This is a genomic window from Tardiphaga sp. (genome assembly GCF_028290495.1).
Lineage (GTDB): Bacteria > Pseudomonadota > Alphaproteobacteria > Rhizobiales > Xanthobacteraceae > Tardiphaga.
Genome location: NZ_JAQGJT010000019.1, coordinates 19,010 through 39,085 on the forward strand (window position 1 = coordinate 19,010; position 20,076 = coordinate 39,085).

Genomic DNA, 20,076 nt, shown 5'->3' on the forward strand with positions numbered 1-20,076 from the left:
TATGCGTTACTTTGCGCCACGCCTGCTCGATCGCTTTTTTCCATCTTCGGCTTGGCGCTCGTTTATAAACCGTACTTTTTCAGTCTTATTTTCGCCCGCGGCATGATACGCCCCGATCGCTTTCTCGGCTGCGGCTTCTCCGAGCCTTCGCCCACGATCGAGATTGCTGTGATTCCATTTGAAATCGATGGTGGCGGGCACCTGAATCTCGACAACCGTGCCTTTCCACGGCTGCTCTCCAGGTTGAGGATACTGCACATGGTATTTGAACAGCTTGACGTCATCTTCGCCGACGGTGGCTGCAAACAGTTGGCACAGATTGGCCATCGCATCGTGAAGGTTTTCAGGTTTTCGAATTTGCTTGACGTCGACAATCCTGCTCACCCAGATTTCGTCCAGATCAGGATGTTCTTCGAGAAGGCTACGGAAATTGACGGTATCGACCAGCGCGCCTTCGCAATACGTATTGCCGTCGATCTTCACCGTTTCTTCGATGAAAGGAAGAGCCGAACACGCACATAAAGTGGATGCGCTGACGTCTCCCCTGTACCCGCTATCCTTCATTGAATAGTTGGAAAAGAACGCGAGTGTCTGCTCATCAAGATTCCAGGCGTTGTGAAAGATCCACGGCTTCTCATCCCCGAACAGCCTTTCGAACTTGATGGATTTCATGAAATCGCTGTTCGGATAGTTGATCCTGGACAGGCCGGTCACGTTGGACAGGTACATCATGGATGTAAGATAACGAACGAAGGGATTAGGTGCCATCACCTGATTGAGAACCCATTTATTGATATCTCCCTCGTCCCACTTTTTGAATCCTCGCTCACGATCAGGAAGGTGGTCGTATAGCATCGACATGGACTCCTTGAAGGCATCCATCATTCGGTGCGGTAGCCAGAGGTTATCGTAAGTTTCACGCTTGGACGCGAACTCCATCAATGATCGCGTGGTGCTGAACCAGTCTGGTCCAAATACCGTATTTATGGGAAAGCGTTCATAGCTCTCATCATCGCGAAACACGCCATTCCTGAAGAATTCATATGTCTGTTCGACTTCCTTGCCCTTGTCGCACTGGTTGTAGACGATGCCGACCCATGCGCCGATGCAAGACAGAGACCACACATCGAACGTTATGTTGGCGTCGCGAAGAGCTTTCAGAACGCCTATGTGCAGACCTGCTGCAGGTCCACCACCGCCAAGCGTAATTGCTCTCTTTGGAATTCGAGGCTTCGCAGGTTCCTTCATTCGCCCGCCCCTTTAATATGCTTTTGATATTAAATGTGCCTGACCGAACTCTTGAGTTTTGAGGATGAGGAAAGACTAGTTCTTTTTTGGACTTTTGGAAAGCGGCCGACTGCACGTCAATTCACATATGACAGCAGCACTGACAGAGACGTCGTTTATCGAACAAGCCGCTCATCAATGCCGGAGAGGTTTTGCAGCGGCCGGCCGGAGTAAAAGTGCGGCACGGACACTAGCAAGAAGCCCCCCGATGTCGGGGGCCTTCTTGCTTGTCGCGTTTCAGTATTTGAAGGGCCGCGTCCGACAGCGGCTCTGATCGGACTCGGCGTGACCGGCGCCTGGAGTCAGCAAGCCTGAAGCTGTCGCCGTTCATTTCGAGGATATGGACGTGATGCGTGAGGCGGTCGGGGAGCGCGCCGGTGAGCCGCTCGGAAGGCCATTATGTCTGACGAAGTGAATGTGATGATGCAACGCCTGAGTCGCTGGTCTGCACTGACGACATGCCCGCCGCGGCACAGCGGTGCCTGTTGCCGCAATTGGCTAAGGCAGGTGCGAGGCTTTGCTATCACGGCGATTTCGATCAGGCGGGAGTGCGAATTGGCAACCATGCGATGCGCAAGCATGGAGCGTAATCCTGGCGCTTTAACACCGACGACGACGAGTCCGCCGTTGAAGGAGCATCTGACCGTGGACAGGCGCTCACGGGAAAGGCTGCACGCGCGTCTTGGGCCGACGGGGTGATGACAACGATGCAGCAGCACCGTCTCTCTGTTGCTGAGGAGGCTCTTGCGGCTTCTTCCTTGAAGGATCTCAGATCGGCAAGATAACGGGTTCGTGGTTTTATTCTGAATGGAAGCAGAATGGCGCGCCATCCAGAACAAAGCTACGAACTCTTATATGATTGAAATTGCTGTATAATGCTAGATCTCACCGCAGACTCGGAGAGATCTGTCCCCAACTGTTGAGGGCACTTGTGGGGGCGAGTCACTGGTTTGCTACATCGCGAGAGCGCTATCACAGGAGCGTTGCTTTCCCACCGGGAGAACAGCTAACTCGGAAGGCGATGTCCTGACAGTCCGCCAAAGCTGCCGTTCGTGCGCGATCCGTCGCCATCTAAAACAATCGTGAGTAGGTTCAAATCATAGACTCGCAACCATCGATACAGACATTTGCTGATGGTGGCCATTTAGGTGTGATTGGAGAATCGAACGCATTGCTCAACGATCGTCTCTTCTGGAGGCGACAGCCAGTTCGTCGGTATTCCAACAGCTTGAGCGGCAGTGCGCGCCGACGCAGCACGTGATGCGTCCCATTACCATGCGCGTTAACGGTTGCGAGGCAGTTCATTAGGAAACTTGGGCGCCACCGTTCAACCTGTCGTTAATCGTGACCAGCGCTCATCCATGTTGCCATCACTGCGCGGAGAACGGCACCGAAGCCTGGCCCCGGAAGGTCCAGATCTGCACGTCGCTGCCGAAGCCGCCAAGTTCGGCCCCGAATGCCACGGACGCGCCGCCTGCGAACCGCGCAGCCACGCCGCCGACCGCGCGCGCGGACCAGCCATCAAGGAGCGGAACGGAGGCCAGAGGTGCGCCGCCTGCGAGCGCCACGATGTCGGCATTATCGCCGGTGAAGTAATAATCGGCATAGAGGCCGGCGAACGGCGAGAGCGCGACGTTCGCGCTGTACAGCCAGGGATAGGCCACCTTGACGCCCGCCGAAGCCCGCCCGGTGAAAAAGGTGCGATCCGCCTGCAGCGTGCCAAGCGTGTCGGTGTAGGCGTTCTCGTTTTCCCACAGCGCATAAACCTTCGCGGAAGGCTCGATGTCGAGCCCATAGAATTTCGTGTTGCCGATCAGACCGCCCGACACCAGAAGGCGATGGCCGCTGAAATTGCCGCTCGCGCTGCCGGAGGTGCCGTCATAACCGATCCCCGAATAGGCCGCCGCCGCATCGAAGCGAAGGCCTTCGGCGAATTTCCAGCCGAGATAGGAGCCGATCGTCCAGCCGTCTCCCTTGAGACGCCCGTTCAACGTATCGGACCTGTAATCGAAGGTTTCATAACCGCCGACCGCACCAATCACCAAATTCGGCGTGACGCGGCGCGTGGCGCCGATCAGGAAGTTGAACTGGTTGCCATACAGCGGCGACGGCCCGGCATTTGCCGATCCCCAGCGCCCGACCCCCGTGGCTTTGACGTCAGCCCAGAACAGCCAGTCCGGCGGCTCGCTCACGCGCTTTGGCGGTGCCTTGGTCGGCGGCGCGTTGCGGTCGATCGCAGCGAAGGCATCATCGACACGGGATTTGTCACCCGACGAGCGACCGCGTCCGAACTGACCATTGCCGTTCATCGCCGTCGCGCGGTCACGGATGGCGTTGCTCATCGTCGGCCCCGATGTCGGCGAAGCCGACTGATCCGGATCGGCCGAGAAGTTGAAGCGCATGCCACCCGCGGACGGCGTCATGAAGCTGCTGCTGCCGCCGCTGAAGCCGTCCGAGATCGCCGTGTCGATCGCGCCTGTGATCGCGGCGCCGGAATTCTGCGCGATCGTCTTGGTGGCCGCTATCTGCAAGGCCCGCAGATTCAAACTGTCTTGCGGCGTATTGACTGCCTGCTGCAGGGCAGACGACGTACTGCCGGAGAAACTGCTATTGCCGGTGAACACCGCCGTGATGGTATGGGCGCCGAGCGTCAGCGCCGATGTCGTCAGCGTCGCAACGCCCCCGGCCAGGGTCGCAGTTCCGAGCGCCGTGCCGCCATCGTTGAAGACCACCGTGCCGATGGGGGTGCCCGCATTGCTGCTCACGGTCGCCGTGAATGTGACGGCTTGTCCGACCTCGCTTGGATTCTTCGAGGATGCCACCGCGGTCGTTGTGGCCGGCACGGCATAGGTGTAGAGGCCGGATCCCGTGCCGGTGCCGCCCGGCGTCGTCACCACTACATCGACCACGCCCGCACCATGCGCCGGTGTGACCGCGGTGATCGTGGTCGCGCTGACGATGCTGACGCCCGTCGCCGAAGCTCCGCCGATCGTGACGGCCGTCGCACCCGTGAAATTAGTGCCCGAGATCGTCACGCTTGTGCCGCCTGCCCCGGTGCCGGTGCTCGGTGTGATCGAGACAACCGTCGGCACGGACGAATAGGTGAAGAGCCCGATGCCCGTCCCGCTGCCGGCAGGTGTCGTCACCACCACATCCACCACGCCTGCGGCATGGGCTGCCGTGACGGCGGTGATCGTGGTCGCGCTGACGACGCTGATGCCCGTCGCCGAAGCTCCGCCGATCGTGACGGCCGTCGCACCGGTGAAATTGGTGCCAGTGATCGTCACGCTGGTGCCGCCAGCTGTCAGCCCGGAATTAGGACTGACCGCCGTGACTGTCGGCGGTGGCGCCACGTAAGTGTACAGGGTATTTGCTGCATTGGTGCCGCCAGACGCCGTCACCAGCACACTCTTGGCGCCGGCCGATCCTGCCGGCGTTACAGCGGTGATGGAGATTGCACTGACGACGACGACGCTGGTCGCCGCCACACCGCCAACGGTCACCGTGGCCCCGGGCGTGAAGTTGGCACCGGTCAGGGTCACCGACGTGCCGCCCGCCGTCGAGCCGGTGTTCGGCGCAATCGATGTCAGCGTCGGCACCGCCGCAATGTAGGTGAAGCCGTTGGTGAGCGTTGCACTGCCGCCGCCATTATTGACGACGACATCCTTCGCCAGAGCGCCGGAGGCATAGACCGGCGTTGTCGCCGTGATCGACGTGACGCTATTGATCGTGACGCCCGTGGCCGCGACACCGCCGATGGTCACCGTCGTCCCCGGTACGAAACTGGTACCGGTCAGGGTCACCGACGTGCCGCCCGCCGTCGTGCCGGTGTTCGGCGCGATCGATGTCAGCGTCGGCGCCGCCGCAATGTAGGTGAAGCCGCCCGTGAGCGTCGCGTTGCTGACGCCGTTGTTGACGACAACATCCTTCGCGAGAGCACCGGAGACATAGGCCGGCGTCGTGGCCGTGATCGACGTGGCGCTGTTGATCGTGATGCCCGTGGCCGCGACGCCACCGATGGTCACCGTCGTCCCCGGCACGAAACTAGTGCCGGTCAAGGTGACCGATGTGCCGCCCGCCGTCGTGCCGGTGTTCGGTGTGATCGACGTCAGCGTCGGCGCCGCCGCAATGTAGGTGAAGCCGCCCGTGAGCGTCGCGTTGCTGACGCCGTTGTTGACGACAACATCCTTCGCGAGAGCACCGGAGACATAGGCCGGCGTCACAGCCGTGATGGTCGTGACGTTCGTAACAACAATGCTTGTCGCAGCAACACCGCCGATGGTCACCGTCGTCCCCGGTACAAAATTAGTTCCGGTCAGAGTCACTGACGTGCCGCCTGCCGTCGCGCCGGCGTTTGGCGCGATCGATGTCAGCGTCGGCGCCGCCGCAGTATAGTTGAAGCCGTTGGTGAGTGTCGCCGTGCCAGCACCGTTATTGACGACGACATCCTTCGCCAGAGCGCCGGAGGCATAGGCCGGCGTTGTCGCCGTGATCGACGTGATGCTGTTGATCGTGACGCCCGTGGCCGCGACGCCGCCGATGGTCACCGTCGTCCCCGGCACAAAATTGGTGCCGGTCAGGGTCACTGATGTGCCACCCATCGTCGGGCCAGTGTTCGGCGCAATCGATGTCAGCGTCGGCGCTGCTGCCGAATAAGTAAAGCCACCGATGAGCGTCGCCGGGCCAGCACCGTTATTGACGACGACATCTTTCGCCAGAGCGCCGGACACATAGGCCGGCGTTGTCGCCGTGATCGATGTGGCGCTGCTGATCGTGACGCCCGTGGCCGCGATACCGCCGATGGTCAAGGTCGTCCCCGGCACGAAGTTCGTACCGGTGAGGGTCACTGTCGTGCCGCCTGCCATCGCACCGCTGGTCGGCGAGATCGATGCCAGCGTCGGCGCTGCCGCCGTATAGGTGAAGCCACCGGTGAGCGTCGCCGTGCCAGTGCCGTTGTTTACAACAACGTCTTTCGCCAGCGCTCCGGACACATAGGCCGGCGTTGTCGCCGTGATCGATGTGGTGCTGCCGATTGTGACGGCCGTGGCCGCGATACCGCCGATGGTCACTGTGGCGCCGGGCACGAAGTTTGTACCGGTCAGGGTCACTGTCGTGCCGCCCGCCGTCGTGCCACTGGTCGGCGAGATCGATGCCAGCGTCGGCGCTGCCGCCGTATAGGTGAAGCCACCGGTGAGCGTCGCCGTACTAGCGCCATTGTTCACCACAACGTCTTTCGCCAGAGCCCCGGACACGTAGGCCGGCGTGGTCGCCGTGATCGAAGTGGCGCTGCTGATCGTGACGCCCGTGGCCGCGATACCGCCAATGGTCACCGTCGTCCCAGGCACAAAATTAGTACCGGTCAGGGTTACCGACGTGCCACCCGCCGTCGTGCCGCTGGTCGGCGAGATCGCTGTCAACGTCGGTGCTGCCGCCGTATAGGTGAAGCCGCCAGTAAGCGTTGCCGGGCCAGCCCCGTTGTTCACAACAACGTCTTTTGCCAACGCGCCGGACACATAGGCCGGCGTGGTCGCCGTAATCGATGTAGCGCTGCTGATCGTGACGCCCGTGGCCGCGACGCCGCCGATGGTCACTGTGGTGCCGGGCACGAAGTTTGTGCCGGTCAGGGTCACTGACGTGCCGCCCGCCGTCGTGCCACTGGTCGGCGAGATCGATGTCAGCGTCGATGCTGCCGCCGTATAGGTGAAGCCGCCAGTAAGCGTTGCCGGGCCAGCGCCATTGTTTACCACAACGTCTTTTGCCAACGCGCCGGACACATAGGCCGGCGTGGTCGCCGTGATCGAGGTCGCGCTGTTGATCGTGATGCCCGTGGCTACGATGCCGCCAATGGTCACCGTCGTCCCTGTCACGAAATTGGTACCGGTCAAGGTGACTGTCGTGCCGCCCGCCGTCGTGCCGCTGGTCGGCGAGATTGACGTCAGCGTCGGCGCTGCCGCCGTATAGGTGAAGCCACCGGTGAGCGTCGCCGTACCAGCGCCGTTGTTCACAACAACATCTTTCGCCAGCGTGCCGGACACATAGGCCGGCGTGGTCGCCGTGATCGATGTGGCGCTGTTGATCGTGACGCCCGTAGCAGCAACACCGCCGATGGTCACTGTGGTGCCGGGCACGAAACTGGTGCCGGTGAGGGTTACAATCGTGCCGCCCGCCGTCGTGCCGCTGGTCGGCGAGATTGACGTCAGCGTCGGCGCCGCCGCCGTATAGGTGAAGCCACCGGTGAGCGTCGCCGTGCCAGTGCCGTTGTTCACCACAACGTCTTTCGCCAGAGCCCCGGACACGTAGGCCGGCGTGGTCGCCGTGATCGATGTGGCGCTGTTGATCGTGACGCCCGTGGCCGCGATACCGCCGATGGTCAAGGTCGTCCCCGGCACGAAGTTTGTACCGGTGAGGGTCACTGTCGTGCCACCCGCCGTCGTGCCGCTGGTCGGCGAGATCGCTGTCAACGTCGGTGCTGCCGCCGTATAGGTGAAGCCGCCAGTAAGCGTTGCCGTGCCAGCCCCGTTGTTCACAACAACGTCTTTTGCCAGCGCGCCGGACGCGTAGGCCGGCGTGGTCGCCGTGATCGATGTGGCGCTGTTGATTGTGACGCCCGTGGCCGCGACACCGCCGATAGTCACCGTCGTCCCTGTCACGAAATTGGTACCGGTCAAGGTGACTGTCGTGCCGCCCGCCGTCGTGCCGCTGGTCGGCGCGATCGATGCCAGGGTCGGCGGAATGGGCAACGTCACCCCGATGGCGAACAGCGTATCGGTCGGACCGATGTAAGTTCCGGTGTCCTGCGGCCCGGATGTGCAATTACCCACATCGGTACAATATGAGGACGAATACAGGCTTAGCGACTCCGATCCGGTACCGGACAGCGACTGCAAAGTCACCTTGACTTCATCTGCACCGGCGAACGCCGCCCCCTGAACCGGGTGCAGCAAATAGACGGCTTTTGATGTCGTGTACGTATAGTCGGCATAGCTAAAGAGCGAATTGCTCTTCGTGCCCGTCGTATTGCCTATCGGGTAATTGAAATTGGATTGGACATTCAACTGCGGAAACAGCCCCCATTTAGCTTGATCGTCGGTGATGCAGATGGAGATGGTCTGGCCCACGGATGTGAATGCAATGCTAGTGCCGCTGCCGGTGCTCGGCACGGTGCATGCGAAAGCGCTGCCGGCCGCGACGAACATCAACATCACCAGGCCAATAAGCAGGCAAAGGCTGTTGTACATCTGCGCGGTTGCAAACCGCGCCATCCTCGCAATGATGGCGCCGCCCATTCCGAACTGAAATACCGCAGCACATTCTCGGCCCTGAAGCGCGGCAGCGCAGCTGCTCTCGCCACACGCCGCATCGCATCGCCTTGCGCCGTGTCCTACCAAAGCTGACATCCGAGACCCGAAATAAGCTGTGACCAATGGGGCAAATAAAAAGAGTGAGGGACAACTGCGGCGGCCGCCTCATGCAATTTTCTCAAGGTGGGCGGCATTTAGCCAAGATTGCAAGCGCGGTTAAGCTCAACCAAAAAGAAACCGGGAAAGTGTAACAATTTGGTAACTACAATCTGTAGGCGAAACATCGCCGCGGCTGGGAGGTTGTGAAACAAATATCTTTTCTCTGTAGTTGTATTTACTTGACGGCCGCCCGAGATGGAACCTATGGATGATTGTCGTCCTCCATACCCATAAGGACACCCATGCCCGTCACTCCCTTCGTCGGACAAATCATGCCCGCGGCCTTCGGTGTCATTCCGAAGGGATGGGCTCCCTGCAACGGCGCGCTTTACGCGATCAGTACCAATCAGGCGCTGTTCTCACTGCTCGGGACGGCCTACGGCGGCGACGGTCGCAACACATTCGCTGTGCCGGATTTACGCGGCCGCGCTGTCATGGGATGTAACTTCGCGACAGTGCCATGGGGGCAGGTCAGCGGCTCGGAAACCGCGACGGTGACAACCACCCAGTTGCCCAGCCACAATCACATCGTTCAGGCGACGGTGAAGCCGGGAGCAGGACGAGGTGGATCACCCGCAAACAACCTCTTTGCACAAAACACAGCGCCGGCCGACGAGTATATCTTTGGACTGGCCGGCTTCTCGGAGATCGGTTTGTCGATCGGTACGAACGTGACCAACGTCGGCGGCGGTCAACCGCATAACAACATGCAGCCGTCTCTTGTGATCAGCTACATGATCGCGCTGACGGGGATCTTTCCGTCACGTCCGTAACGATAGATCTGCCGGCGCGGCTCACTCGTGAGTTCATTCTTCAGATCGGCTCATTCGTCAAAAAAAGCCGCTGCCACAAGCGTAAGGCCCAAAGGGGAGTCTGATGTCAGATCAATTTATCGGCGAGATACGTCTCTTTGGCTTTCCGCGAATCCCCGACGGCTGGCTCGCTTGCAATGGCTCGCTGCAATCCATCGCGAACTACGACGTTCTCTATACGCTGATAGGAACGGCCTTTGGCGGCGACGGTATCAGCACGTTCGGAATACCGGACCTGCGCGGGCGGGTACCGCTCTCGCAGGGCAACGGCCCCAACTTGACGCCGCGCGTGATGGGACAATCCTTCGGCGAAGCGACCCATACCCTGCTCTCGACCGAAATGCCGTCCCACAGCCATGCGCTGCTTTCGACAACCAATCCAGGTACGACCGCGACGCCGGCCCAGTCCGTTCATCTCGCCACCTCCAGTACCAGCACCAAACCGCTTTACGCACCGCAGGCCGGTGTTTCGGGCTACAGCGTCATGGCACCCTCGCTCCACAGCAGTGGCGACAGCTTGCACCATGACAATATGATGCCGACGCTGACCTGCAACTATTGTATCGCCTATTCTGGCAGTTATCCCTCGCCCGGCTAAGTCAATCCGCTTCGTGTCATTCCGGCTTTTTCCTTCGCGCCGCTGGCCTGTCGAAGTCGAGGGTTCAAGAACAAAACAACACGTATTGCCTTCGGGAGATTGTCATGACGGATTCCTATCTCGGCGAAATCCAGGCTTTCGCCTTTGGCTACTATCCAAACAACTGGTTGCCATGCGACGGACGCCCGATGGCAATCAGGCAAAATGCGGCACTCTATAGTCTGATCGGCACATCCTATGGCGGCGACGGCACGACAACCTTCCTAATGCCGAACCTTGTTGGCCGCGTCGCCATGAACCAGGGTTCTGGACCGGGTCTTCCGTCACACAGCGTGGGAGATGCGCCCGGCGAAATGACCGTAACCCTCGGTCTCAATGAGATGCCGTCGCATTCGCATGGTCTGCAATTGGGCAACAAGACATCGCCGAACGGCACGCCCGGACCATCGGCGACATCGAATGTGGCGATCGATCCTGGCTTTAACGGCTTCATGCCACCGCCCGTGTTGACGACACTGGCGAAAAATGCCGTCACCATGGCAGGCAACTCGCAGCCGCATCCCAACGCGCAGCCGACGCTGGCGATGATTTATTGCATCTGCGTCAACGGCATCTTCCCCAGCTTCGGCGATGCCTGACGCATCGCGGACGCCGTCATCGGCCGATCCGGCAAGGGTTCGATCGCCGGGCTGCTGGCGTTCGTCCGTCCGGATATCACCGTCCACCCGATCACCGGATCAGATCAGGCATTCTGCCGAGCCTTGTTTCATGAGGAACGTGGCGCGGAATTTGCGTGGTTAAACCTCGACGATGGGTTGTTGAACATGCTGTTTGATCAGCAATTTCGAGCGCAACAATCGGCCTATCGTCACGCCTTTGCCGACGCCGACCATATCATCGCAAATGCCGGCACGGCCGTCGGCCAGCTGGTGACGGCATTTTGCGACAGCCAAAACCTTGCATGTGATCGATATTCTTCTATCGGTCCCGGCCCGCGGACGCGGTATCGGCACGGATGGCCTCGACAGCCTTGAACATGCGATCTGGCCCCGGCAGGTCTCCGATACCAAAGAGCGGTTGTCGCGCCTCTACGCCTCGATCGAGACCGGCACCATCGACGGCACGGACCCAACGCTGAAAGAACGCGTGGCCGGCCTGAAGGCGACCCGAAACCGCGCCCTTGACCCTTGAGGCCCTCGAATATGCCAAAAACTCCAGCGTGCTGCCCGTCGAGATTGATCCAGTCGCCATCGAACGCTTTACCCGTTTGATGCGTGAACAGCTCGTATCCGGCGACGTTACGGCCCGGAAGGCCTATCTGAGTGCCATCATCGATACGATCGTCGTATCCGACACCACCATCCGCATCATCGGCTCAAATGACAATATCCGGGCGGCTCTTGGCCTAAATGGCCGACCCACGCATGTGGTTCGTAAATCTGTTCATGAATGGTGCCGCAAACAGGACTCGAACCTGTGACCCCGTCATTACGAATGACGTGCTCTACCAACTGAGCTATTGCGGCGAACCAAGCGGCGATTCGGCTTTGCGGCCGGAAACGCTGGGGCATCTGATATCGTCCGGGGCGGCGCTTTGCAAGAACCCCGAGCCGATCAGCGTGCAAATGAAGGGCCGGTGCCGGCCGGGGCCCGGTTTTCGGCGAAAACCGGCGCTCAGCCGCCGAAGCGACCCAGAAAACCGCGCCAGCCGCCGGCCTGTTGCCCGGCATTCAGCTCGGCGAATTCGTCGCGGACGTCCTCCTCATCGACCCCGGGATCATCAGGCGCACGCAGGATCGGGATCACCGCCGGTATCGGCTGCGGCTTGCCGGCGAGATCCGGCCGGGCGCGGAACAACGGCACAGGCGCAGCGGGCGGCGCCGGCCGCGGCGGCTCGATGGCGGGGTCACGCCCGGAATCGACGCCAGACGCTTCGTCCGCCTTGGCCAAGGGCTCCGAAACGACCGCGGACACCGGGGTGGTCGAAGCCGCCGATCCGGGCTCCGGCACGACTTCAAGGGCATGTCCGGGCTGGGGCGACGCGACCTCGGCCGGCAACGCCTCCGCGGGGCCGGCCGGGCGCGGCATCGCGCGCGGCGGCGGCGCCAGCACGGTTTCCCGCAGCACGTCGGCTTCGATGGTCGACATCTTGTCGGACGGCAACGCCGCCAGCGGTGTCTGCCACTGGAACGCATCGATCCGTCCGGTCACCGGCGACACCGGGCGCCAGCGGTCCGAGACATAGCCATCAGCCGTCCACACCGGGTCATGCCGCGCGCGCACCGCACGGATCGTCCAGGCGCGGGCACGGCCGCTGTCGCCATTCTCGGTGCGCTCGATTTCGGCCATCAGCATGGCCACGCGCTGCGTCGAATCGGCGGTAAACGGCGCCAGCGCCGCCCGCGCCTTGCCGAATTCCGAGGCGTCGATCGCCGCGCGGGCGACCGCCAGCGCGCTCTCGATATGGCCGGGGGCCTTGGCCGCCAGCGTCTCAGTCCGCACCAGCCGCTGCCGGGCGGAATCGCCTAGCTTCACGTGGGCATAGGCGTCCGCGAGGTCGGGATGCGGCTGTGCCAGCCAGGCGGTCTCGATAATCTTGATGGCGCGGCGGATCTGCTGTGCCTCACTCTGGAATTTCGCGGCGAGCACCGCGGCCGGCGCCAGAGTGGGCGCCAGCTTGACGGCCTCTGCGATGCTTTCGCGGGCGAGATCGCGATCGATGTTTTCCAGTTCCTGGGCGCGCGCCGTCAGCAGCACGCCGCGCTGGCGGCGGAATACGGCGCGGTCGATCAGGCCGGACGACAGGTTGTTGTCGAGGATCGACAGCGCGCCGTTCCAGTCGCCCTGCGCACAGCGGAAACCGAGCAGCGCCTGCGACGCCCAGGTCGAGCCCGGCGCCAGTTTCAGCGCTTCCTCGGCGATCGTCACGGCCGCGACCGGATCGTCGCTGCGCTGCGCCTCGATGAACAGGCCGCGCAGGCCAAGCAGCCTGGTGTCCTCACGCTCCGCCATTGCGCGAAATGCGCAGTTGGCGCCGTCGCGGTCGCCTTCGAGCTGCGCTGATTGCGCCTGCAGCAGCAGCGCCAACGGATCGTTCGAGACCAGCCGGCGCGCCGCATCGGCGTGCTTGCGCGCGGCGGCGCCGTCGCCGTGGCCGATCGCCAGCAGGCCCTGGGTGACGGCGTGGCGACCGCGCGCATGGCGCTTCTCGCGACGGTTGCGGCGCACCCGCGCCGGCATCCGCCACGCGCCGCGCAGCAGCGACCACACCAGCATCGCCACGAGGAGGACGAGGCCCAGCACCAGCACGAACACCGGCAGCGAGGTTGCGGCACGCCAGCCGCCCCACGACAGCACGACGTCGCCGCTCTGCTCGGCAACCCAGGCCACGCCGGCGGCAGCCAGCGCGATCAACACGAGAAACGAAATGATACGCAGCATTGATTTCCTATGGCGCCGGTTTGGAGAGCGCCGCCATCGCATCGGCAGCGAACTGACGGGAAGTGGAAAGCGCCGCATCGCGGGCGTCGACGCGGTCGAGCCACGGCTGCACGACGGCACGATCCGCCGCCGGCAGGGTCATGAGTTCGCGCTTCGCCTCGGCGAGATCGTTACGCCGCACCGCAGCCGCCGCGCGCGACGCAATGGCGCTGCGATCATCGCCGGCCGCCGCATCGGTGCGCTCGATGCGTACCAGCCGGGCGGCGCCCGCCTGCAGGCGATCGACGAAGCCGCCGGTGGTTGCGGCCGGCTCGGCCGCAGGCGCAAGCTTCGGCAACAGCGCCAGCAACTCGCGGCTGAGCGTCGCGGCATTCGGCACGCCGGTCGTGGCAAAGGCCTCGAGCGGCTTCAGCCGGTTGGCGTCGTCCGCCAGCGGCTTTGCGGCAGCCAGCGCCGCGCCATAGGGCTCACTCTGCCGGACGGTGGTGTCGAGCAGCGAGGCGGCGACAATGCGGCGCAGGGGTCTGTCATCGGCCGGTTTGGCGCTTTGCTGCGCCGCCTCGGTCTTCAGGGCGCCGGCGGCGCGTTCAACCTGGCCGAGCCGCTCGGTGATCGGCGACAGATCGACCGCGGCGACGGCTTCGCGCGGTGCGGATTTCAGTTCGACGACGGCAGCATTCGCGCGTTCTGACTGGGTTTTCGCTGCCGCGAGATCGCCGCGCAGCGCTGCCAGCGATTTCTCCAGTGTATCCAGGCGGGCGGCCATTGCGGGATCGGGCCCGGCGACGGCCGGCGCTGACGGGGCCGGCGTTGGGGCCGGTTGGGCTTCAACCTTGGCCAAGCGGGCGGACAGCACGTCGAGCGCGGCCGTATCCGGCGGCTGCGGCGCGGGCTGGCCGGGCCAGCCGGCCAACGAAGCGACCCCGAGCAGCAGCGCCGCGGCCAGCGCGCCCGTCGCCGCGGGAACCAACACGGACGGGCGCTTCTCGCGGGCGGGCTGCGGCTGATCGGGCAAAACCGGATCGGCAATCGATTCAGCCGCGGTTTCTTCGGGAAGCTCAGCCGATGCGGCCGTTTCTTCGGCGGGTTCGGAGACCTCCGGGCCAGAGGTCGCGCTGGTTACGTCGGATGCCGGCAGATCGATGGTCGGCGGCGCGCGGCGCGGCCGGTTGGGGTCCTGCGGACCAGTCGTGCTGTCATCGACCATTGCGCGCGTTCCTCCTGGCAACCGCGAAGCCTTGTCGGATTCGCCGCCCTCTCTTAGCGCGATAACGGCGCGATGGCACGGTCCAGCGCCGCGAACAGGGCAATTTCGTCCGGCGTGGCGGCCAGCAGCACCTGCGTCGCGGCGGCGTCGCGGACGATTCCGGCCACCGCATCGGACAGGCAGACATGGGGAACCGCCAGCGCCGAGATCTCGACGCCCGCGACGCGCGCCGCCGCAAAGAAGGCCCGCGCGCTGCGCCGCGAGTAATGCAGCACGGCCTCGATGCCGCCCGCGGCAAAGCCCTCGGAGACCTCGGCGGGCAGATGCAGGACCGGCACCATCCGGTAGGTGGTGTGGGTGACGACGCTGAAACCGCGCTCGCCGAGTTCGCCGGCGAGATCGCGGGCGAGGTCCGCCCCCGCCAGATACAGCAGCGGGGCGGATTTCTTGAGTTTCTTCGCCCTGACGCGCTCGACGATGAGGTCGCGCAGCGCGTTGGCGTCGCCATCGGCAGAGATCACCTTGGTGAAGCCGACCGCGCGCGCGGCCTCCGCCGTGCGCTCGCCGATCGTGTAGAGCGGCAGCTTCAGCAGGGCTGCCTGCATCGGCTGGCCATCGATCGCGCGCAGCGCATTGGCCGATGTGACGATCACCGCGCCATAGAACGAATCCGCCTCAAACTCGTGATCGTCCTGCACCATCACCCGCTCGAACCGCAACATCGGCGCCGACAGCACGTCGAATCCGCGCGCGCGGAGCGCCGCGGCAGTGCTGTCATTGTCGGGCTGCGGGCGGGTGACGAGAACAGCCATGCAGGTATGCGCTCCGGGGCGTCGGCAGAGCCGGGGAGATTGCACCGTGCAACCCCGCAATGCTACGCCGGGGCAGGGAAAGCCCGGTCTGGCGGATTGTGCAAGGATTGAATTTTTGACGAACGAACCGATGCGCGTGCTGGGGATCGAGACGACCTGTGACGAGACCGCTGCGGCCGTGATCGAACGCCGGGCCGACGGCAGCGGACGCATCCTCTCCAACATCGTGCATTCGCAGATCGCCGACCACGCGCCCTATGGCGGCGTGGTGCCGGAGATCGCCGCGCGCGCCCATATCGACCTGCTGGACGGCATCATTCGCCGCGCGATGGCTGATGCCGATACGAAATTTGCCGATCTTTCCGCGGTGGCCGCCGCCGCCGGCCCCGGCCTGATCGGCGGCGTCATCGTCGGCCTCACCACAGCGAAGGCGATCGCGATGGTGCACAATACGCCGCTGATCGCGGTGAACCATCTCGAGGCGCACGCACTGACGCCACGGCTGACCGACGCGCTGTCGTTTCCCTATTGCCTGTTCCTGGCGTCGGGCGGCCATACCCAGATCGTCGCCGTGCTCGGCGTCGGCGACTATGTCCGGCTCGGCACCACCGTCGATGACGCGATGGGCGAGGCTTTCGACAAGGTCGCCAAGATGCTCAGCCTGCCCTATCCCGGCGGCCCGCAGGTCGAGCGCGCCGCAATGGATGGCGACGCCAAGCGCTTCGCGTTTCCACGCCCTATGCTGGGCCGCCCGGACGCCAACTTCTCGCTGTCGGGACTGAAGACTGCCGTGCGCAACGAGGCCGGCCGCATCGCGCCGTTGCAGCCGCAGGACGTCAGCGATCTCTGCGCCGGATTCCAGGCCGCCGTGCTCGACGCCACCGCGGACCGCCTGAGCGTCGGGCTGCGGCTGTTCCACGAACGCTTTGGCGAGCCGCAGGCGCTGGTCGCCGCGGGCGGCGTCGCTTCCAACAAAGCCATCCGCGGCGCGCTGCTGGAAGTGGCGGCGAAGGCCGGCACCATCCTGATCATGCCGCCGCCGGAACTGTGCACCGACAACGGCGCGATGATCGCATGGGCCGGCGCCGAGCGGATGGCGCTTGGCCTGACCGACACGATGGAAGCGGCGCCCCGCGCGCGCTGGCTGCTCGACGCCTCGGCTACAGCGCCCGCCGGCTACGGCAAGACCCGCGCAGCGTATTAGGATCGGAGCCAATGGCGAACTACAGTTCAGTGGCGGTGATCGGCGCGGGTGCCTATGGCACGGCGCTGGCCGATGTCGCCGCGCGCGCGGGGCGCGAGGTCGTGCTCTATGCGCGCTCCGCTTCAGCCGCTGAACAGATGCAGACCACGCGCGACAACCCGCGGCTGCCGGGCGTAGCGATCGATGCCGCAGTGTTCGTCACCGCCGATCTGGCGCTCGCGGCACGCGCCGATATCATTTTGCTCGCCGTGCCTTCGCAGCAGTTACGCGCCGCTTTGACCGCGCTGGCGCCGCTGCTGGCCGATGGCAAGCCGGTGGTCGCCTGCGCCAAAGGCATCGAACATGGCACGCACAAGTTCATGACCGAAGTGATCGAGGACGTCGCGCCCGAAGCGATGGCAGCGATCCTGTCGGGACCGAACTTTGCCGAAGACGTCGCGCGGGGATTACCGACCGCGGTGACATTGGCCTGCGCCGACGAGGCCGTCGCGATTGATCTCGTGCAGGCCTTGGGCTCCGCGACGTTCCGGCCCTATCACACCACCGACGTGCGCGGCGTCGAGATCGGTGGCGCCGCCAAGAACGTGCTGGCCATTGCCGCGGGCATCGTCGCCGGCAAGCGGCTCGGCGCCTCCGCGCTGGCGGCGTTGACGACGCGCGGCTTCAGCGAATTGCTGCGGCTCGGCCGCGCCTGCGGCGCGCGCAACGAGACGCTGTCGGGATTGTCGGGGCTCGGCGACCTGATCCTGAGCTGCTCCAGCGCGCAGTCGCGCAACTTTTCGCTCGGCGCGGCGCTCGGCCGCGGCGAGACGCCTCCGCGCGACAAGCTCGCCGAGGGCGAATTCACAGCCCCGGTCCTGGTCGAACTGGCGGCTTCCAAACATGTCGATATGCCGGTCGCCAATGCCGTCGCCGCTATTCTCAGCGGCGCGGCGACGATCGACCAGGCAATCGAAGGCCTGCTGACGCGGCCGTTCAAGGCAGAGGGATAGATGGCACACTGGCTGGTTAAATCGGAGCCCTCGACCTGGTCGTGGGATCAGCAGGTCGCCAAGGGCGCCAAGGGCGAAGCTTGGACCGGCGTGCGCAACCACACTGCCAAGCAATACATGATGAAGATGAAGAAGGGCGACCGCGCGTTCTTCTATCATTCCAACGAGGGCAAGGAGATCGTCGGGATCGCCGAGATCATCAAGGAGCACTATCCGGACCCGACCGATGAATCCGCAAAGTTCGTATGCGTCGACATCAAGGCCGACAAGCCGCTGAAGACGCCGGTGACGCTGGCGGCGATCAAGGCCGATCTGCGTTTTTCGGAAATGGCGCTGCTGAAATATTCGCGACTCTCGGTGCAGCCGGTGACATCAGAAGAATGGAAGATGATCTGCAAGCTCGGCGGATTGTGAGCGTGCGATCCCGCACGCTTCATCGTTCAACGTGAGCGCCGCGGACGCGCCCACACTACCGGCCGCCGGCGATCCGGCCGCCTTCATCATTGCCAATACCCTGTTGCTGCCCGTGCCGCTGGCGCACGAAATCCTGTTGCACGTCGCCTGCGAGGCCGTGCCGCTGTGGAGCAAGACCGAAGACGAAATCAACGAAATCGGCCTGCCGCCACCGTTCTGGGCCTTTGCCTGGGCGGGCGGTCAGGCGCTGGCCCGCTACATTCTCGATCGCCCGTTGAGCGTTGCCGGAAAAACCGTCATCGATCTGGCCTCGGGATCGGGCCTGGTCGGCATCGCCGCGATGAAAGCCGGCGCCAGCCGCGTCATCGCCTACGACATCGATGGCTTTGCGCGCACGGCGATCCTGCTGAATGCGCGCGAAAACGGCGTGACGATCGAGGCTTGCGGCGATGACCTGTTGGCCGGAGCCGCAGCGCCGGTGGCCGGGGTTATTCTGGCCGGAGATATTTTCTACGAGCGCGATACCGCACAGCGGGCTTTCGACTTCCTGAGCGCCAAAGCTGCTCAAGGCGCGAGCGTGCTGATCGGCGATCCCGGCCGCAGCTTCCTGCCAAGGGACAGACTGCGCAAGATTGCCGAATACAGCGTGCCTGTCTCGCGCGAGCTTGAGGATACCGACATCAAGAAGACTGCGGTGTGGACACTGATTTGAGACGCTCATCATCGCGAGGAGGACTTGCTACCACCTGCGCCAGCAGCTGCTCGCGCTTCGACTGCGAGCGATAGCCGGTCATTTTTTCCGCAAAGCGTTCCAGAATGCCGTCCTCGAACGCCGTGACGATGGTGTCGTAGACGTAGCTTTTGCGGCAGATCGCCGGTGTGTTGGACAGCTCATCCGCGGCCGAGCGCACCGCGTCCTGCACCTGCTTCCTGCGACCGCGGACACTTTCGGCGGGCGTGATGCGCGACAGCGACTCCAGCACGACGGCCGAGGCCATCAACGTGCGAAAGTCTTTCAGCGAGATCTTGAGGCCGGCGATCTCGCGCAGAAACGCGTTCACCGCCGCAGTATTCACATTGTAAGCGCGCCCGGCCTCGTCCTGATACTGAAACATGCGCCTGCCCGGCACCGTGCGCAGGATGCCGATGGCGCGGACCAGACGGGCGGCGTCGCATTCCTTGCGCACGGCCTTGCCGCCCTTGGCCTTGAAGGTCAGGATCAGGCAATCGTCCTCCAGCAGCACGTTGGATTTCAACAGCGTGGTGGCGCCGCGCGTGCCGTTGAGCTTCATGCAGGATTCGTTGCCGGGCCGGATCGCGGTCCGTGCGATCAGCTCGATCACCGCCGACAGCGCGAATTCCCGGGTCGGCAGTTTGCCGGACAGGTGCATCGACACGCTGCGTCGGATCTTCGGCAACGCCCCCACGAGGCGAGCGAGACGACGCGCCTTGCGCTGCTCGCGCACCTTCTCCCAATCGGCGTGGTAGCGATATTGCAGCCGGCCGGCGGCATCGCGGCCGACCGCCTGCAGATGCGAGGCAGGATCGACGGCGTAGCGCACCTCTTCGTAGGCCGGCGGAACCGCCATCGCGTTCAGCCGCTTGATGGTGCCGGCATGGCGGATCGCGGTGCCGTTGGCGCGAATGAAAGAATAAGACTTGCCGCGCTTGCGCCGGCGGATCGTCAGTTCGGACTGATCGCCGAGCTTGAGGCCAAGATCACGGGCCAGCGCTTCCACCGTGGCGACCGAGAGCTTGCTGCCTCGCGCCGCGACGTCAACGGGCGCGGGCCTGCGCCGGGCAGGTGCAAGATTTGGCTGTCCCATCATAACGTTACCCGCCTCGCGCG

Annotated in this window: 15 protein-coding genes, 1 tRNA gene and 2 pseudogenes; 10 read left to right on the forward strand and 8 right to left on the reverse strand. The window is 63.7% G+C overall.

The genetic code is table 11. The annotated features are described in order from the left end of the window. Positions 1-6: 6 nt before the first annotated feature. Positions 7-1,248: a patatin-like phospholipase family protein gene (locus JWQ24_RS02930; protein ID WP_299804139.1), complete on the reverse strand. Its 1,242-nt coding sequence runs from the start codon at positions 1,246-1,248 to the stop codon at positions 7-9. Positions 1,249-1,477: 229 nt separating this feature from the next. Beyond that, positions 1,478-1,678: pseudogene (locus tag JWQ24_RS02935) on the reverse strand (ATP-binding protein); the annotation flags it as partial. Between the two features lie 49 nt (positions 1,679-1,727). On the opposite strand from JWQ24_RS02935, the pseudogene JWQ24_RS28530 reads away from it, so the two are divergent. Beyond that, positions 1,728-2,072, forward strand: a pseudogene (locus tag JWQ24_RS28530) (DUF2399 domain-containing protein). A 585-nt stretch (positions 2,073-2,657) separates the two neighbouring features. Here the strand turns inward: JWQ24_RS28530 and JWQ24_RS02940 are convergent. Beyond that, a complete protein-coding gene (locus JWQ24_RS02940; RefSeq protein WP_299804141.1) occupies positions 2,658-8,549 on the reverse strand; it encodes an IPT/TIG domain-containing protein in 5,892 nt (1,963 codons plus the stop codon). A 440-nt stretch (positions 8,550-8,989) separates the two neighbouring features. On the opposite strand from JWQ24_RS02940, the gene JWQ24_RS02945 reads away from it, so the two are divergent. The 5 genes from JWQ24_RS02945 to JWQ24_RS02965 all read left to right on the forward strand — a co-directional run bounded on the left by JWQ24_RS02945 (position 8,990) and on the right by JWQ24_RS02965 (position 11,637). After that, positions 8,990-9,520 carry a tail fiber protein gene (locus tag JWQ24_RS02945; protein ID WP_299804142.1) on the forward strand — a complete coding sequence of 177 codons (531 nt, stop codon included), beginning with the start codon at positions 8,990-8,992 and terminating at the stop codon, positions 9,518-9,520. A 103-nt stretch (positions 9,521-9,623) separates the two neighbouring features. Continuing rightward, positions 9,624-10,157 (forward strand): tail fiber protein, encoded by a 534-nt coding sequence (locus JWQ24_RS02950; protein ID WP_299804143.1) that lies wholly within the window; start codon positions 9,624-9,626, stop codon positions 10,155-10,157. Between the two features lie 104 nt (positions 10,158-10,261). Then, positions 10,262-10,795: a tail fiber protein gene (locus JWQ24_RS02955; RefSeq protein WP_299804146.1), complete on the forward strand. Its 534-nt coding sequence runs from the start codon at positions 10,262-10,264 to the stop codon at positions 10,793-10,795. A gap of 325 nt (positions 10,796-11,120) precedes the next feature. Continuing rightward, positions 11,121-11,348: a hypothetical protein gene (locus JWQ24_RS02960; protein WP_299804148.1), complete on the forward strand. Its 228-nt coding sequence runs from the start codon at positions 11,121-11,123 to the stop codon at positions 11,346-11,348. Beyond that, positions 11,338-11,637 carry a hypothetical protein gene (locus JWQ24_RS02965; protein WP_299804150.1) on the forward strand — a complete coding sequence of 100 codons (300 nt, stop codon included), beginning with the start codon at positions 11,338-11,340 and terminating at the stop codon, positions 11,635-11,637. Before JWQ24_RS02960 ends, JWQ24_RS02965 begins: the two co-directional genes overlap by 11 nt. On the opposite strand, the gene JWQ24_RS02970 is transcribed toward JWQ24_RS02965, so the two are convergent. The 4 genes from JWQ24_RS02970 to JWQ24_RS02985 form a co-directional block, all read right to left on the reverse strand. Then, positions 11,608-11,683 (reverse strand) — tRNA-Thr (locus tag JWQ24_RS02970). The genes JWQ24_RS02965 and JWQ24_RS02970 overlap by 30 nt on opposite strands. A gap of 148 nt (positions 11,684-11,831) precedes the next feature. Beyond that, positions 11,832-13,598 (reverse strand): heme biosynthesis HemY N-terminal domain-containing protein, encoded by a 1,767-nt coding sequence (locus tag JWQ24_RS02975; RefSeq protein WP_299804152.1) that lies wholly within the window; start codon positions 13,596-13,598, stop codon positions 11,832-11,834. 7 nt (positions 13,599-13,605) lie between these two features. Next, on the reverse strand, positions 13,606-14,805 hold the full coding sequence (locus JWQ24_RS02980; RefSeq protein ID WP_299804155.1) for a hypothetical protein: 1,200 nt from the start codon (positions 14,803-14,805) through the stop codon (positions 13,606-13,608). A 53-nt stretch (positions 14,806-14,858) separates the two neighbouring features. Then, on the reverse strand, positions 14,859-15,617 hold the full coding sequence (locus JWQ24_RS02985; protein ID WP_299804160.1) for a uroporphyrinogen-III synthase: 759 nt from the start codon (positions 15,615-15,617) through the stop codon (positions 14,859-14,861). Between the two features lie 130 nt (positions 15,618-15,747). Between JWQ24_RS02985 and tsaD the strand changes: the two genes are divergently transcribed. Genes tsaD through JWQ24_RS03005 form a run of 4 tightly spaced genes read left to right on the forward strand, consistent with a single transcriptional unit; the run spans position 15,748 to position 18,939 of the window. Further along, positions 15,748-16,821, forward strand: coding sequence for a tRNA (adenosine(37)-N6)-threonylcarbamoyltransferase complex transferase subunit TsaD (gene tsaD / locus JWQ24_RS02990; RefSeq protein WP_299804287.1), 1,074 nt, complete (start codon positions 15,748-15,750; stop codon positions 16,819-16,821). Positions 16,822-16,832: 11 nt separating this feature from the next. Next, positions 16,833-17,813: an NAD(P)H-dependent glycerol-3-phosphate dehydrogenase gene (locus tag JWQ24_RS02995; protein WP_299804163.1), complete on the forward strand. Its 981-nt coding sequence runs from the start codon at positions 16,833-16,835 to the stop codon at positions 17,811-17,813. After that, positions 17,814-18,227, forward strand: coding sequence for an EVE domain-containing protein (locus JWQ24_RS03000; protein ID WP_299804166.1), 414 nt, complete (start codon positions 17,814-17,816; stop codon positions 18,225-18,227). It abuts the gene before it with no gap. Positions 18,228-18,258: 31 nt separating this feature from the next. Then, positions 18,259-18,939: a 50S ribosomal protein L11 methyltransferase gene (locus JWQ24_RS03005; protein WP_299804168.1), complete on the forward strand. Its 681-nt coding sequence runs from the start codon at positions 18,259-18,261 to the stop codon at positions 18,937-18,939. Here JWQ24_RS03005 and JWQ24_RS03010 read toward each other — a convergent pair. Next, positions 18,908-20,053 (reverse strand): DNA topoisomerase IB, encoded by a 1,146-nt coding sequence (locus JWQ24_RS03010; RefSeq protein WP_299804171.1) that lies wholly within the window; start codon positions 20,051-20,053, stop codon positions 18,908-18,910. The two genes, JWQ24_RS03005 and JWQ24_RS03010, sit on opposite strands and share 32 nt — an antisense overlap. Between the last annotated feature and the right edge of the window lie 23 nt (positions 20,054-20,076).